The organism is Dyella sp. (genome assembly GCF_035486915.1).
Lineage (GTDB): Bacteria > Pseudomonadota > Gammaproteobacteria > Xanthomonadales > Rhodanobacteraceae > Dyella_B.
In genome coordinates this window covers 1-14,060 of record NZ_DATHMR010000121.1, presented here as the reverse complement: position 1 = coordinate 14,060, position 14,060 = coordinate 1, and the positions used below count along the sequence as shown (strand labels likewise).

14 protein-coding genes and 1 tRNA gene are annotated in these 14,060 nt (G+C 60.2%); 4 read left to right on the top strand and 11 right to left on the bottom strand.

All coding sequences use genetic code 11. The annotated features are described in order from the left end of the window. Positions 1-367: 367 nt before the first annotated feature. Positions 368-454: transfer RNA gene (locus VK725_RS09470), tRNA-Leu, on the bottom strand. Positions 455-1,029: 575 nt separating this feature from the next. Here VK725_RS09470 and VK725_RS09465 point away from each other — a divergent pair. After that, positions 1,030-1,680 (top strand): response regulator, encoded by a 651-nt coding sequence (locus VK725_RS09465; protein ID WP_325317805.1) that lies wholly within the window; start codon positions 1,030-1,032, stop codon positions 1,678-1,680. 79 nt (positions 1,681-1,759) lie between these two features. Here VK725_RS09465 and VK725_RS09460 read toward each other — a convergent pair whose 3' ends face one another. Further along, a complete protein-coding gene (locus tag VK725_RS09460) occupies positions 1,760-4,867 on the bottom strand; it encodes an Rne/Rng family ribonuclease (protein ID WP_325317804.1) in 3,108 nt (1,035 codons plus the stop codon). A gap of 346 nt (positions 4,868-5,213) precedes the next feature. Here VK725_RS09460 and VK725_RS09455 point away from each other — a divergent pair, with 346 nt between their 5' ends. After that, positions 5,214-6,182 carry an RluA family pseudouridine synthase gene (locus VK725_RS09455; protein WP_325317803.1) on the top strand — a complete coding sequence of 323 codons (969 nt, stop codon included), beginning with the start codon at positions 5,214-5,216 and terminating at the stop codon, positions 6,180-6,182. On the opposite strand, the gene VK725_RS09450 is transcribed toward VK725_RS09455, so the two are convergent. Both VK725_RS09450 and VK725_RS09445 read right to left on the bottom strand, forming a co-directional pair. Further along, on the bottom strand, positions 6,160-7,581 hold the full coding sequence (locus VK725_RS09450; RefSeq protein ID WP_325317802.1) for a CPBP family intramembrane glutamic endopeptidase: 1,422 nt from the start codon (positions 7,579-7,581) through the stop codon (positions 6,160-6,162). The two genes, VK725_RS09455 and VK725_RS09450, sit on opposite strands and share 23 nt — an antisense overlap. Positions 7,582-7,664: 83 nt before the next feature. Further along, positions 7,665-8,006: a 4a-hydroxytetrahydrobiopterin dehydratase gene (locus tag VK725_RS09445; RefSeq protein ID WP_325317801.1), complete on the bottom strand. Its 342-nt coding sequence runs from the start codon at positions 8,004-8,006 to the stop codon at positions 7,665-7,667. A gap of 138 nt (positions 8,007-8,144) precedes the next feature. Here VK725_RS09445 and VK725_RS09440 point away from each other — a divergent pair, with 138 nt between their 5' ends. Then, entirely contained in the window at positions 8,145-8,753 is a 609-nt protein-coding gene (locus VK725_RS09440) for an NfuA family Fe-S biogenesis protein (protein WP_325317800.1), read from the top strand. Here the strand turns inward: VK725_RS09440 and VK725_RS09435 are convergent, their stop codons facing one another. The 7 genes from VK725_RS09435 to VK725_RS09405 form a co-directional block, all read right to left on the bottom strand. After that, positions 8,754-8,912, bottom strand: coding sequence for a hypothetical protein (locus VK725_RS09435; protein WP_325317799.1), 159 nt, complete (start codon positions 8,910-8,912; stop codon positions 8,754-8,756). It lies immediately after the preceding gene. Positions 8,913-9,010: 98 nt separating this feature from the next. Next, positions 9,011-9,361 (bottom strand): cytochrome c, encoded by a 351-nt coding sequence (locus tag VK725_RS09430; RefSeq protein ID WP_325317798.1) that lies wholly within the window; start codon positions 9,359-9,361, stop codon positions 9,011-9,013. Between the two features lie 21 nt (positions 9,362-9,382). Continuing rightward, positions 9,383-9,709 carry a cytochrome c gene (locus VK725_RS09425; RefSeq protein ID WP_325317797.1) on the bottom strand — a complete coding sequence of 109 codons (327 nt, stop codon included), beginning with the start codon at positions 9,707-9,709 and terminating at the stop codon, positions 9,383-9,385. A 116-nt stretch (positions 9,710-9,825) separates the two neighbouring features. After that, a complete protein-coding gene (locus tag VK725_RS09420) occupies positions 9,826-11,058 on the bottom strand; it encodes a TraB/GumN family protein (RefSeq protein ID WP_325317796.1) in 1,233 nt (410 codons plus the stop codon). Positions 11,059-11,154: 96 nt separating this feature from the next. After that, positions 11,155-12,045, bottom strand: a complete 891-nt coding sequence (locus VK725_RS09415; RefSeq protein ID WP_325317795.1) for a carbon-nitrogen hydrolase — start codon at positions 12,043-12,045, stop codon at positions 11,155-11,157. 63 nt (positions 12,046-12,108) lie between these two features. After that, complete coding sequence (locus VK725_RS09410) at positions 12,109-13,143, bottom strand: agmatine deiminase family protein (protein WP_325317794.1); 1,035 nt, start codon at positions 13,141-13,143, stop codon at positions 12,109-12,111. A gap of 124 nt (positions 13,144-13,267) precedes the next feature. Beyond that, positions 13,268-13,549: a hypothetical protein gene (locus VK725_RS09405; RefSeq protein ID WP_414648480.1), complete on the bottom strand. Its 282-nt coding sequence runs from the start codon at positions 13,547-13,549 to the stop codon at positions 13,268-13,270. Between the two features lie 214 nt (positions 13,550-13,763). Here VK725_RS09405 and VK725_RS09400 point away from each other — a divergent pair. Next, on the top strand, positions 13,764-14,060 hold a 297-nt coding region (locus tag VK725_RS09400; RefSeq protein ID WP_325317792.1), incomplete at its 3' end, for an ATP-binding cassette domain-containing protein.

The window sequence follows — 14,060 nt, the reverse complement described above, 5'->3', positions numbered from 1 at the left end:
CACCGCATGCCCGAGCTGCATCTCCAGCGAAGATGGCGCGTACGCTGTGGCCGATCATTTGATCAATGATGTAATCCATCCCGCGCAACGCGGACAGAATGGCGTTATCGGACATAGCACGCGATCCGTTCGGCGTGCGCGCGGATGGGAAGATGTACTTGCCGCGACCGGTGATCGCGGGACCTCGCGCAGGATATCGACTGCCTGGACGCTGAGCGGAATAAGGTGATTAGCGCCGCCCTTCATCTTGTCGCCGGGGATCATCTATCGCGCTGCAAGCAAACACCAAACGGGCACCGGCCGGGCACCAGTGGGTGGAGTTCGTCTTGGAATCATCGGGCGAATTGGCATAAGTAGCTGATTTTATTGGTGCCCGGAGCCGGAATCGAACCGGCATGACCTTGCGGTCGAGAGATTTTAAGTCTCTTGCGTCTACCTGTTTCGCCATCCGGGCGGGGACACTTGCCGGACGACCGGCATCAGGCGCGCGATCGTAGCATGTGGGGCGCATTCCAACGAGCGAATGGCCGATTTATATCGATACGTCAGGCGACAGCGCTTTCGATCGGCATGCCGGGGCGTGCGTACTGGGCGAGACGAATCGTGGAACTGGGACCGGGCATTTCAACGCAGGTGCTGCGACCGGACCGATTGTGTTCGTCGCGGGCAGCTTCACGAGCTAATTGAATGGCGGGACCTAGGCGAAGCTGGCTAAACAGGGTCGCCGAATCTCGGCGGATGCTCCAATCACCATCTGGCGATTGTCTGAGCGAGTAGATCACCATCGAAACGCTCCATTCCGGTTAGTACGACTAGCCTTACTGGGGTGTGCGATACGAACTACAGCTGTGTTACTCCGCTAATAATGACATTGATTTTTAGTACGTGCATGTAAGTAATTTCTGATTTGTTTTGTGCTCTTAGGCGTTATATAAAAAATCCTTTCAAAACTAGAGCTTACGGGCTTGCAATGTGTCAGTGACAGGCCTACTTTGCGTAGGCCCAATACCTTTTTAGGAAGAGCGCGAGATGATTGACGTCGTACTCGTGGACGATCACGAGTTGGTTCGCACCGGTTTCAGGATGATCCTGCAGCAGCCGGACATACGTATCTGCGGAGAGGCCGGGACCGCCGAAGAAGGGCTGCGCCTTATCCGGGCAACCAAACCGCACATCGCGTTGGTCGACGTCCACATGCCAGGTATGAGTGGTATTGAGCTGACCGAGCGCGTGGCGCGAGCCAATTTGCCCACGCACGTGATTGTGGTGACCGTGGTGGACGATGCGCGCTTTCCCAAGCGTCTACTGGATGCCGGCGCGCACGGTTACCTGACCAAGAGCTGCGCTGCTGAAGAATTGCTCAACGCGGTCCGCCAGGTTGCAAGTGGCCGCCGTTACCTGGCACCCGCCGTGGCGCAGCAGCTTGCATTGGCCACGCTGGATGGCGAAGGCTCGCCGTTCGATGTGCTCTCCAGCCGCGAGCTGGAAGTGGCGATGATGCTGGTGCGTGGCAAAGCGCTGACGGCAATTGGCGAGCAGCTCAATCTCAGCCCGAAGACGGTGTCGACCTACAAGCAGCGTCTGATGGAAAAGCTGCAGGTGGATCACGTGATCAGCCTGGCACATCTGATGACGGTGCATGGTTTGCTGGATACGCACAACAATCAGGTCGGAAACTGAGCCGGTTTTTTCGATCACTGCGACGCAAAAAGGCCGCACATCGTGCGGCCTTTTCTTTGCATCGTGCACCAAGTTTTTGTTACGAGAGATGGCTATCCCGATGTTGGGTGTGCGCGTTCTCTTCGTCAGTCTCGGGCTCTTTCGTTTCCTCGGTGTGTTCGACCGAGGACGCGTGATGTTGCAGCGGCGAGGAGAGCAGGTCACCTTGCTGGGGCTGATGAATGAGCGGCGTTGGGGTTACGACAACTGGCTCGGGCTCCGGATGATGAATCACTGGCGCCTCAACCGTTGCTGCTACCTCCGGCACGACGATCGATTCGACCGGCGGGGCGACATTGGCCTCATTCGCGGCCGGTTCGGCATCCTGATGCACCGTCACTGTGACGGTCTGCGTTTGTGCCGTCGGCGTATCGAACGACGTTGCGGCTTCCGCGGTTTCGCTTTCGGATGCCTCAACCGTTTCGCGAACCGGAATCGGCGGCAAAACGGGCAGATTGAACGAAGCGGGTACCGGCGCAGGTGCGATGATCACCGGCGATGTGGGATTTTCCTCCGCGAGAATCGACGGGCGCACACCTGGCTCGACCGAAACCGTAAAGGCATCGGTTTCCGTGGCCGACTTGGCGAAGTGCTCATGACTTTCATGAGCACTCGCTGAGAGGGGTGCCGTAACGATTTCCGGTTCCGGTTTGAACACAGGCGCATGCACGTGAGTGACAGGCACCGCTTCGGCAACGTGGGCGGTTTCCGACTCGCGCTTTACCCGCGGCGCTTGCTCGTCAGCGATAGCCGCGTCTTCATCGCGGTCTTCGTCATCGACTTCAGCGGCATTGAGCTGTTCGTTCGTCTCCACGCCGTTCGCAGCGACGGCACCGTCGTGACGGCGACGACGACGGCCACCGCGTCGGCCTCGACGGCGACGCGACTGACTGCTGTCGGTGGTGTCAGCAGTGGCAGCGGCTTCAACACCTTCCGGTACGGCAACTACAGGCGTGCTCGCTTCGGCAGGTTTCGGCGATTCGGCCGGCTTGGCTGGTGCCTGTGCATTGGCTTGCTGCGGACGCTCACCCTGCGGTGCGCGCTGCGGCTGTTGTTGCTTGTTGGCGTTAGCAGGCTGTTGCTTGTTGCGCTCGGGGGGCGCAGTCGCTGCGTCACTCACCGGCTGGGCTTGTTTGGGCTGACGCGGTTCCTGCTTGTTACCTTGCGGCTGTTGCGGTTTGCTGGTGTTTGCAGGCTGCTCGTTGCGCTGGCGCTGATTCGGGTTTTGACTCTTGCCTTGCGGCTGACCATTGCGCGCGTTGCCGTGCTGCGTATCGCGCTGCTGACCTTGACGCGATTGACCATCACTGCGCGAACGATCATTGCGGCGGCTGTCCTGCGGCTTGCCGCGCGAGGAGTCCTGACGGGTTGCGGCCGGTGCAGGGGCAGGAGCGGGCGCGGCGACGGGTTCGCTGCGGAACATACCGAAGAGTTTGGAGAGGAAGCCGCCACTGGGCGCTGGCGCCGCGGCAGGCGCTGCCGCAGGTTGACGCTTCACGGGTTGCGCGACGGGGGCTGTTGCGACAGTGTCTTCCTCGCGTACTGGCGCCGGACTCGCGGGCACGATGCCGCTGACAGCCGGCTGCTCGTTGCTGCCGAGCATCTGGCCCATCTTCGGTACGGCCGTTTCTTCTTGCGCGGTGAGGCGCTCATAGCTCGGCTTGCTGTGCTCGCCCATGTCCGCTTCGCGGATGCGCTGGATTTCGATGTGCGGCGTATCGAGCTTGTCGTCCGCCACGATCACCACGTGCACCTTGTTGCGCAGTTCGATCTCGACCACGCTGGCACGCTTTTCGTTAAGCATGAAGTTGGCGACCGTCGGCGGCGCCTGCACCAGCACCTGGCCGGTGTTGTCCTTCATCGCATGTTCTTCGATCAGACGCAGGGTCGACAGCGACAGCGATTCGACGCTGCGGATATGGCCGTGACCTTCGCAACGCGGGCAGACGATCTGTGTCGCCTCACCCAGCGATGGGCGCAGACGCTGACGCGACATCTCCAACAGGCCGAAGCGCGAAATGCGACCGATCTGCACGCGCGCGCGATCCAGCTTCAGCGCTTCCTTGAGGCGTTCTTCCACCTCGCGCTGATGCTTGGGGCTGTCCATGTCGATGAAGTCGATGACGATCAGGCCGCCGGCATCGCGGATGCGCAGCTGGCGGGCAATTTCGCTGGCCGCTTCGAGATTGGTGTTGAACGCCGTCTCTTCGATGTCGCCACCCTTGGTGGCCTTCGAGGAGTTGATGTCGATGGCGGTCAGCGCTTCGGTCTGGTCGATGACGATCGAGCCGCCGGAGGGCAGGCGCACGCTGCGGTCGAAGGCACTCTCGATCTGCGTCTCGATCTGGTAGCGCGAGAAGAGCGGGGTGTCGTCCTTATAGAGCTTCAGCTTGCGCAGGGCGTTGGGCATCACCTGCTGCATGAAGTCGCGCGCGTCCTGAAACAGGGACTCTTCGTCGATCAGGATCTCGCCGATGTCGCTGCGCAAGTAATCGCGAAGCGCGCGGATGAATAGTTTCGATTCCTGATAGATCAGGAACGGCGCCTTCTGGGCCTGGGCGGCGCCAGAGATCGCCTTCCACAACTGGAGCAGGTAATCGAGATCCCACTGGAGCTCTTCGGCATCACGGCCCATGCCGGCGGTGCGCACGATCAGGCCCATGTCGTCCGGAACGGTCAGGTGCTCCAGCGCTTCTTTCAGCGCCTGCCTGTCTTCACCCTCGATGCGACGGGATACGCCGCCGGCCTTCGGGTTGTTCGGCATCAGCACCATGTAGCGGCCGGCCAAGCTGATAAAGCTGGTGAGGGCGGCGCCTTTGTTGCCGCGCTCTTCCTTCTCGACCTGCACGACGACTTCCTGACCTTCCTTAACCAGGTCGCGGATGTTCGACTTATAGGGATCCAGACCCGGCGTGAAGTACTCGCGGGCGATTTCCTTCAACGGCAGAAAGCCATGGCGTTCGGCGCCATAGTCGACAAAGCAGGCTTCGAGGGATTGTTCTACGCGAGTGATGCGGCCTTTGTAGATATTGGCCTTTTTTTGTTCGCGGGAAGGGATTTCGATATCAAGGTCGTAAAGGGTTTGGCCATCCACGATAGCCACACGCAACTCTTCACGCTGAGTTGCGTTGATCAGCATTCTTTTCATTGTAATTCCTCGGCTTGGCCGCGCGTCGCGCGCCGCGGTGGCGCCTGGTGTGGCGGCCTTTCCGGGGATCGCGCCGCTGCGGTAAAGCGGCAAAATAAACGGTAACGTTCCCGATACCGGGGGTGATTCTTGGGCACGCACGCCAACTTGTGTCTGTCTATGCAATGAGACCGGACAAGCGGCTACCCGAACCGTTACGATAAATAGGGTGTTTGCAAACCGGCTGCCGTGATGGCGACCGGCCCAAACCTCGCCGGTGTAACAGGCGGGCGCCAGGCCCTAACAACAACGTCAGCGGACCCGGCTGAGCGCTGTACGAGTATCCTCTCTACCCAGGTTTTTTTCAATGCAGACGGTAACTTCCCCCGATGTACCTCATGGGGTGCGTCAAGTCGAGATTGGCCCCGAACGCGATGGCCAACGCATCGACAACGCATTGATGACCATCCTCAAGGGCGTGCCCAAGAGCATGATTTACCGTATTTTGCGCACTGGGCAGGTGCGTGTGAACGGTAAGCGCGCCAAGCCCGATACCCGTCTCAGCCAGGGCGATATGCTGCGTATTCCGCCGGTTCGGGTGGCAGAGCGGACGGCTGAACAGGCGGCCTCGCAGGGGGCGATCGCCGCGGCCGCCGAGGCGGTGATCTTCGAGGACAAGCACTTCCTGGTCATCGACAAGCCGACCGGGATGGCCAGTCATGGCGGCAGCGGGGTGAGCCATGGGGCGATCGAACTGCTCCGACAAGCGCGCCCCAAAGAGCACCTCGAACTCGTTCATCGACTGGACCGGGACACCAGCGGGGTCCTGGTTTTCGCAAAAACTCGCGCTGGACTGACCGGTCTCCAGGCAGCGATCCGTGCCAACGAGGTGACCAAGCAGTACCTCTGCCTAATGGTGGGGCACCCTCCCAAGGCGCGCTTCGACGTGAATGCGCCGTTGCAAAAGTCGATCCTTCAGGGTGGCGAGCGGATGGTCCGTGTCTCCGAGGGCGGTAAGCCGTCGCTGACCTTTTTCCGTGAAATAGAGCAGTACTCCGGTGCGCGCCTGATGCAGGCAACGCTTGGGACCGGGCGTACCCACCAGATTCGCGTCCACGCCGCCCACATCGGTCATCCGCTGGCGGGCGATACGAAGTACGGCGACAAGGAAGCCAACAAGCGTTTCCGGGAGCGGGGGTTGAACCGGCTCTTTCTGCATGCATCGCACATGTCGTTTGAGCTGGACGGTCGTTCGTACAGCTTTTCGGCGCAGCTACCCGAAGATCTGAAAAGCTTCCTCGATGCTTTGGCGGCTAAAGGAAGAAGCGGGCGCTGACTTCCAGCGAGCGCACCAGTCCGCCCACCAATCCCGACTCGACGAGCAACGCGCAAGCCGCATGCGCCAGCGCGATGGGCAGCACGCTGCGCGAGCGCAGGAAACACCACGCCCACCAAAGCTCGCCGACGAAGCACAACTGCATCAACATGCCGTTGGGTGTGTGCAATAGCGCGAAAACGATCGCTGTGGCGAGCACGGCCCAGGCGGGGCGATACAGCACTTGTTCGAGGCGTCGCATGATCACGATCAGCATCAGCCATTGCTGCAGCCACGCCCAGCCGAAATAGGCGAGCACGTGGCCCAACGGCAGCAAAGACAACGTATGACCGTAAAGAATGGTCAGCAGCACGGTCAGAACCAAGGGCGCGAATGGCCATAACCAATCACGACGTGACGATGGCCATCGCCACAATCGCGGCAGATGTCGGCGTTCGATGAAGATCGCAAACAGCAGGCCGGCCCCGAATGCGGTCAGCCCAAGCGGCGTGGGATAAAGCCCCCAATGCAGGCCCGCAATCAGCCATAGCGGACCCAAAAGGCATCCGGCGATTTCAAACCAGACGCGCCAGTTGCCCTTGAACGGTTTGAATGCAAGCCAGACCAGCGCCAACAGGTAAACAACGCACGCGGCCCACCAGATGGAGTTATGCGATGAGGGGGTCACCGCTTGCGGCGTCACACCCGCAGGCACGATCAGCGCGGCTGGCCAGCGCGCGCGCAGTTGATCACGCAAGGACAGCATGGCTTCGGCATCGATGCCATCGGGCAAATGGAACAGCGGCATCGCCATGTTTTGTGCGCGATCGACAAATCGATCGATACCCGTGCCAGTTACTTCGTCCGGCAGATCGATGGCACTTTGTTGCGGCGGCTGCGTCGGCTCGGTCGTCAGCAAAGACGCGGATGTCAGCCGCAGCGTCGCGTGTTCGTGTGTTTGAATGCGCAAGCGCAACATCTGCACGGCACCCGGTGTGGGACACGGTGCACCGCTGGCGGTTTTCCACGTCAGGCCACGCAAATCGATGCGTAGCGAAGCGGTCTCGGGCGAGAGTGCGTCAGCGGCGAGCGCGACGCACGAGACGCCGGAAGGATTCGTCACCACAAACCCAAGCTCGCCTCGATCGGAACTCTTGAACTCAAGTTGCAGAAGGGGCCAATGCGCCAGATCCAGTGACCATGCGATTGGCAGGCCAAGTTCGTAAGGCGTGCCATCGGTGCTGGTGATCGTCAGCACATCGTCGTCGACCGAAACCTTTGCGTTACCGAATGCGCGCCCCGCGATCAGGTCATGCAGTTTGCGAAATCGCCATTCCCATAGCGGCTGACTGGCTTGAACGCGTGCAAGCTGCCACTGCGCCTGGTCTCGCAATTGCGCCGCCGTGATCCGTGCAGCCAATGCACTGAGCGCCACACAAACAATAACCGCAGCCAGCAGATAACCGGCTGCGGCCCATGCCGTGGTTAGGCGCCTTGTCGCGTTCAATGGGCGAGAAGGGCGTCAACGCGCGCGGCGCAAATGAAATCGTTCAACGACAAGCCACCGACATCGTGCGTCGACCAGCGCAACTTGCAATGGCCGTAACCTGCCTCGATATCGGGATGGTGATCTTCTTGATTGGCCATAAAACCGACCGCGTTGATGAATCCCAGCGTGTGATGGAAGTTTTCGAACCGGTAATCCTTGACCAGCGCATCGCGCTGTTCCGACAGCTTCCAGCCGGGAACCATCGGTAGCAGCGCGCCAACGGCGGCTTCATCGAGCGCATGCTCCTTACCCTTACGTGGCTGGCAGTGTTGGGCGGCGAGCGGAAGGGCGGTCATGACGGTCTCCGTTGGTAGGCGCTAAAGCGTCGAAACTGTACGCGAAAAATCGAAAATCGAACATTCATAGTGAAACAGGACTAAAATGGTGCTGTATGGCCCGGCACACCGGGCAATGATGGCAGTTCCGGAGCACGCATGATCGAGATTTCCCAACGCGCACAAGACCATTTCCTTCGCCTACTTTCGCAACAGGGTATCGAAGGTTCGGGTATCCGTTTGCGTGTGACGTCACCGGGAACGCCTGCGGCCGACTGCGAGCTGGAATTTTGCGAGCGCGATGATCTGACCGGCGGTGAATGGACGATCGAGTGCAAAGGTTTCGAATTTCACATCGACGGCGACAGCGCGCAATGGCTCGAAGGCGCCACGATTGATTACGAACCCAATCAGACGGGCGGTCAGTTAAACATTCGCGCGCCAAGGATCAAGGGCGAAATTCCAGGTACGGAAGCGGGTTTGGTCGAGCGCGTACGCTATGTACTCGAAGCCGAAGTCAATCCACGCATCGCCTCACATGGCGGTCGCGTGAGCCTGCTGGAAATCGATGCAAACGGCGTGGTGATTCTGCAATTCGGTGGCGGTTGTCACGGTTGCGGCATGGTGGATGTCACGCTCAAGCATGGCGTGGAAAAGACGTTGCGCGAACGTGTTCCGGAAATCACCGAGGTGCGTGATGCCACCGATCATACGGGCGGCAGCAATCCGTATTACAGCAAGAAGGAAGGTCAATCCGCGATGGGTTGATTATTTGCCGCGCCGAATCAGCCAGATAAACACGCCGGCTAAAGCGACTCCAAGCAGCAAGCCAATGCCCGATCCCCACAGCATGCCGTTGTTTCCGCCGACGAAGCGGCCAATCAGCGCGCCCAGCACAAACAAAACGGGAAGTGGCAGGCAACCCATGAGGGCGTCCTCAAGGAAAGTCCGCACGAATCATCGCCCGAAAACACAAAAGCCCGCAACGCAAGTCGCGGGCTTTTACGTGAAGGGCTTGGGCGGGATCAATCGCCCTGGATATGTCCCTTGAGCGTATCCAGCTTCGTCGGCATGGCCGAGAAATAAGCGGCGATGTCTTCGATATCCTGATCGGAAAGATTGGCGACCTGCGTTTTCATCACCGCGTTGCCGCGGCGGCCATCTTTGTATTCGTGCAAGGCCTGTTGGATGTATTCGTTGTACTGACCGGCCAGGCGTGGGTATTGCGGATCGACGGCGTTCCCATCGGCGCCGTGGCAGGCAACACAGGTTGCCGACTTGGTTTTGCCATTGTCGGCATCGCCGCTGGCGAACAGCGGAGCCGAAGCGAATGCCAGGGCGATACCAAACGAGAGCAGCGTAAGCGCGCGTTTCATGCAGTTGGAATCCTTGGGCAATTACTTCGGAGCGATGCTCGACAGATAGGCAGCAATGTCTTCGATCTCTTGATCGGAGAGGCTTTGCCCCTGCGCCATCATGGTCGGATGGGTGCGATCGCCCGACTTGTACTCATGCAGCGCGCTGATGATGTACTGAGCGTTCTGACCGGCGATTTTCGGCACGGGGTATTGCGGGTACGCGTTGTTGGTCCCTGGCACGCCGTGACAACCATTGCAGGTATAAACAAGTATGCGGCCATTGGCTTTGTCGCCAGTGGCATGGGCGGTGCCCGTGAAAGCAAACGCAGTGGCAACAGCCAGTCCAACCAATTGCAATCGAGTCATCAAGAGGATCCCCACGGTTCCAGCGGACGCATGCAACGTATTTCTCGGAGTATAGAGGTTGCCACAGAGCGCTCACAATATCGCGCGACAGTGGGTCGCAGGCCCGGCTCGTGGCTTTAGAAAATGCTCTTGATGATATGGATGCCGGCGGCGTATTCGCCAATTATCGTGCCTAGGCTGACCAGGAAGAAGTTGAGCAGCGTGCGGGCCACGCGATTGCGCCACCAGCCGCTCCAGTGCACGATATCGTCGCGCAGCGTTTCGAAGTCGGCCACGCGCGGGCGGCGCACCCAGGCTTCGGCCATCGCACTGATGCCGCCGGCAGGGATGCCGGGGCGGAAAGGCTTGATGGGTGCGGCAATAAACGCGGCCAGAATGCTCAAAGGATGAGCACGCGCGAGCACAGCCCCCAGCGCGGCGAATCCCCCGGTGTACAGCACCCAATCACGCAGCGCTTGCGCACCTAGTGTGGCGTTGCGATGGAAGGCGTAAGCAATCGCGCCGAACACGGCCAGCACCAAAGCGACCGCCACCCATTTGGGCCAGCGCGCTTTAGGCGGCGTGCGCGCCAGTTCGGCTACCGTTTCCGTGGCGTCGCCTTGCTGCACGCGCAAGTTCTCGCACAGGCCCTTGAGGTGTCCGGCACCTATCACCACCAGCACCTTGCACGGATTGGCGGTAATGGAGCTGCCTGCCTCCTCGCGCAGACGCGCCGCCATGAACGCATCGCGTTCGGCGATCAGGCTGCGATAAAGCGGCGCGGATTCGTTGGCGAACTCACTGAAGGCGCTTTCGAGCATGTCGCCTTGCTTGAGCTTTTCGATCTCTTTTTCGTCGATCGTTTCGCGCTCGAACACGCTGGCAAGCATGCCGCCGAGCAAACCGAAGCGCTGCCAGAAACCTACGCTGTGCCAGGCACGCTTGAGTGTGGTGCCGACTTCACGATCGATCAGCCACAACGGAACATTCCGTTGTTCGGCGCCATCCATCGCCGCTTTCATTTCAGCGCCCGGTTCGATGCCGTATTGATCGGCCAGCCGCTTCTGGAAGGTGGATAACACCAGACTGGCCGCGACCATGCCGGCCTTGCCCTGGCGAATCACGCGGAACAGATCCATCTGCTTGAATGCTTCCGGATCGCGCATGCCCTGAGCACGGCTTTCGCACAGCTCCACGGCAATGGCGTCGAACCTCTCGATCGAAAGCAGCTTATGCACGGCTTCCACGCTGCTGCGCGAAACGTGCGCGGTGCCAAGCACGACGTACTCCACCCCGTCGCGATGCACGCGTTCGATCGGCTGGTCGCGCAGGTCCAGCGAGGGGAGAAGGTCGGTCTCGGTCACGCTCATGCAGTGGGTGCGTCGGCTATGGGGATAGGTCCCAGCATGGGGATGCCGGGGATGGGGTGCAAGCCGGTCGATTTTGACAGGTTTAAGCCTGAACGCTTAATCGCGGAATCGGCGTAACAAATCGCTGTAGGCGTCAATGCGACGATCGCGCAGAAACGGCCAAATTCGGCGAACGTGCTCGCTACGTGCCATATCGATCTCAACTACGAGCAGTTCGCGCTTGTCCGTATTCGCCTTGGCCAGAAACTCACCTTGCGGGCCGGCCACGAAACTGGTGCCCCAGAACTGAATGCCGGACCCTACGGCCGACGGATCGGCCTCATAGCCGGTGCGGTTGCACGCCAGCAGAGGCACGCCGTTGGCGACCGCATGACCGCGCTGCACGGTGACCCATGCATCGCGCTGGCGATCTTTTTCCGCCTGATCGTCTTTGGGATCCCAGCCGATAGCTGTCGGATAGAGCAGCAGCTCCGCACCGGCCAGCGCCATCAGGCGAGCGGCTTCTGGATACCATTGGTCCCAGCACACCAGCACGCCCAGCCGACCCACCGACGTATCGATGGGCTCGAAACCAAGATCTCCGGGCGTGAAGTAGAACTTCTCGTAGAAGGCCGGATCATCCGGGATATGCATTTTGCGGTATTTGCCGGCGATGTTCGCCGAGCGATCAAACACCACGGCAGTGTTGTGATACAGACCTGCCGCGCGCTTTTCGAACAGCGACGCGACCACCACCAGCTTCAGTTCTTCGGCGAGTTTGCCGATGCGTGCCGTGCTGTGTCCGGGAATGGTTTCCGCCAGATCGAATTCATCGACCGATTCGTGCTGGCAAAAATACGGTCCGTTATGCAGCTCTTGCAGCAGCACAAGCTCGACGCCCGCTGCGGCGGCTTCGCGCAAGCCTGCCTCGATCGCATCGAGATTCGCATCGCGGCCTCCGCGATGGGTTTCTTGCAGCAGGGCAACTTTGAGGAGCTTGCGAGTCATGAGGGACATCCTGAAGCGGCTTTCTATATCCGCGCCATTCTAATAGATGGGGTTGAACAGCTTTTAGACCAGTCCGGCGGGAAGTTGCATGGTGATGCAGTGCAGGCTGCCGTTCTGCCAGATCAGCGGGCGACACGGCACCTGGACGATAGCGCGCCCTGGATAAGCTTCGCCAATGATGCGTGCGGCTTCGTCATCAGCGACGTCGCCATAAGCGGGCACCAGAACCGCACCGTTGACGATCAGATAATTGGCATACGACGCGGCCAGACGGCGACCTTCGTCCACGATAGGTTTCGCCCAAGGCAATGGATATAGCGTGTACGGCTTTCCATCGGCCGTGCGCAATGCTGCGAGTTCTTCGCCCATGCGCTTCAACTCGTCATAGTGCGCGTCGCTCGCATCGTCGCAAGCCTGATAAACGATACGATGATCCGGAGCAAAACGCGCAAGCGTATCGATATGCGCGTCGGTATCGTCGCCTTCCAGATAACCGTAATCGAGCCACAACACGCGCTGCGCGTTGAGACTATCGCGCAGAATGTCGCTCATCTTCTCGCGCGATTGATCCGGGTGACGCTGCGCGAGACAACGCCACGTCGTAAGGACCGTGCCTTCGCCATCGCTTTCGATACCGCCGCCTTCCAGCGCCCAATCGATGCGCTTGTGTGCGGCCGATCCAAACACGCCGGCATCGACCAGACCCGCGATCAACGCATCGTCCTGCTCGGCACCAAACTTGCCGCCCCAGCCGGTGAATTGAAAATCGGTGAGCTGAAAGCGGTCGCTGTTACTGCGCAGCGTGATCGGGCCGGAATCGCGCAGCCATGTGTCGTCGTAGGGAAGCTCCACAAACCGAATGCGCGAAAGATCGGCATTCGTCGCATGCAGTTTGCTCATGACGTGAGCGCGCAGCGTCTCGCCCGCAACGACGATGATCAACGGCTGGAATCGCGTCACTGCAGCGGCGAGCGCCACATAGGTGGACTCGACCGCTTCAAGGCGCTCGGCCCAGTCGGTATCGGCGTGCGGCCACGCAATCAATACGGCAGCCTGCGGCTCCCATTCGGCCGGTAGACGGAAGGTGGAATCGGTCATTGGGGCAACACTCGCGCGACGAAACGTGCCCGACGTTCGCCAGGCAGCAGGGGCGCAAGTTTAAGGGAAGAGCGCGTACGGCGGGTGACAGTCGGGCTGAATCACCCGCCGGATAGGGCGAAAATCAGTTGGCCGAAGCCGGATTGGTGTTATTTCCAGCGGGTGTATTGAGCACCGAGTGGATCACATGGCTGTTTTCGAAATACACGATGAAGCTCGAGTATTCCCAGCGATTGATCGTCGGATGCTTGGCACTGTCGCCACCACGCGGGGAGAGCTTGCGCAGAGGCGCGCCGTATTGTTTCTCAACCTGGGACATGCTCAGGCCGCGGGCAGGCAGGTTCATGCCTTTTTCGTCCTGCACGCGCTGCTGGATCGAGTCCTGGGCGTGTACGATGCCGGCCATGCCGGTGCCGATAGCGATGGCTGCCAGCAAGGGCAGGCTGTAACGGTGCTTGAACATGGTCCCCTCTCCGCTCGAAGCGTTTGCTGCGTCGTTGTAGCAGAACTACCAGCGCCATGCTATCTGCAAATTTGGCAGATGTGACCCGATCAACCGTTATCACCCGTTATCATGTGCGGCTGCGGGCATCCGTTGCCCCGTTTGTACTTAGGTTCCCATGATTGCCTTTCGCCACTTCGCCCTCCGCCGCGGCAGCCGGTTGCTGCTATCCGATATCGACCTGGTGATCCAGAGCGGCTGGCGGCTAGGCGTCGTGGGTCGAAATGGCTGCGGCAAGTCGAGTCTGTTTGCAGCGCTACAGGGGCACCTTGAATCCGACTCGGGCGAGCTGGACATGCCGGCAAAGTTGCGGCTGGCCTCCGTGGCGCAGGAAACACCCGCGTTGCCTGATCCCGCCATCGAATATGTGATGGGTGGCGACGTCGAGCTTGCGGCGGCCTTGCGCGACGAACTC

Coding starts and splice junctions, on each gene's coding strand:
- VK725_RS09405 (WP_414648480.1), bottom strand. CDS start 13,549: ATGGCCGGCATCGTACACGCCCAGGACTCGATCCAGCAGCGCGTGCAG.
- VK725_RS09425 (WP_325317797.1), bottom strand. CDS start 9,709: ATGACTCGATTGCAATTGGTTGGACTGGCTGTTGCCACTGCGTTTGCT.
- VK725_RS09455 (WP_325317803.1), top strand. CDS start 5,214: ATGCAGACGGTAACTTCCCCCGATGTACCTCATGGGGTGCGTCAAGTC.
- VK725_RS09420 (WP_325317796.1), bottom strand. CDS start 11,058: ATGAGCGTGACCGAGACCGACCTTCTCCCCTCGCTGGACCTGCGCGAC.
- VK725_RS09435 (WP_325317799.1), bottom strand. CDS start 8,912: ATGGGTTGCCTGCCACTTCCCGTTTTGTTTGTGCTGGGCGCGCTGATT.
- VK725_RS09445 (WP_325317801.1), bottom strand. CDS start 8,006: ATGACCGCCCTTCCGCTCGCCGCCCAACACTGCCAGCCACGTAAGGGT.
- VK725_RS09460 (WP_325317804.1), bottom strand. CDS start 4,867: ATGAAAAGAATGCTGATCAACGCAACTCAGCGTGAAGAGTTGCGTGTG.
- VK725_RS09430 (WP_325317798.1), bottom strand. CDS start 9,361: ATGAAACGCGCGCTTACGCTGCTCTCGTTTGGTATCGCCCTGGCATTC.
- VK725_RS09410 (WP_325317794.1), bottom strand. CDS start 13,143: ATGACCGATTCCACCTTCCGTCTACCGGCCGAATGGGAGCCGCAGGCT.
- VK725_RS09440 (WP_325317800.1), top strand. CDS start 8,145: ATGATCGAGATTTCCCAACGCGCACAAGACCATTTCCTTCGCCTACTT.
- VK725_RS09465 (WP_325317805.1), top strand. CDS start 1,030: ATGATTGACGTCGTACTCGTGGACGATCACGAGTTGGTTCGCACCGGT.
- VK725_RS09415 (WP_325317795.1), bottom strand. CDS start 12,045: ATGACTCGCAAGCTCCTCAAAGTTGCCCTGCTGCAAGAAACCCATCGC.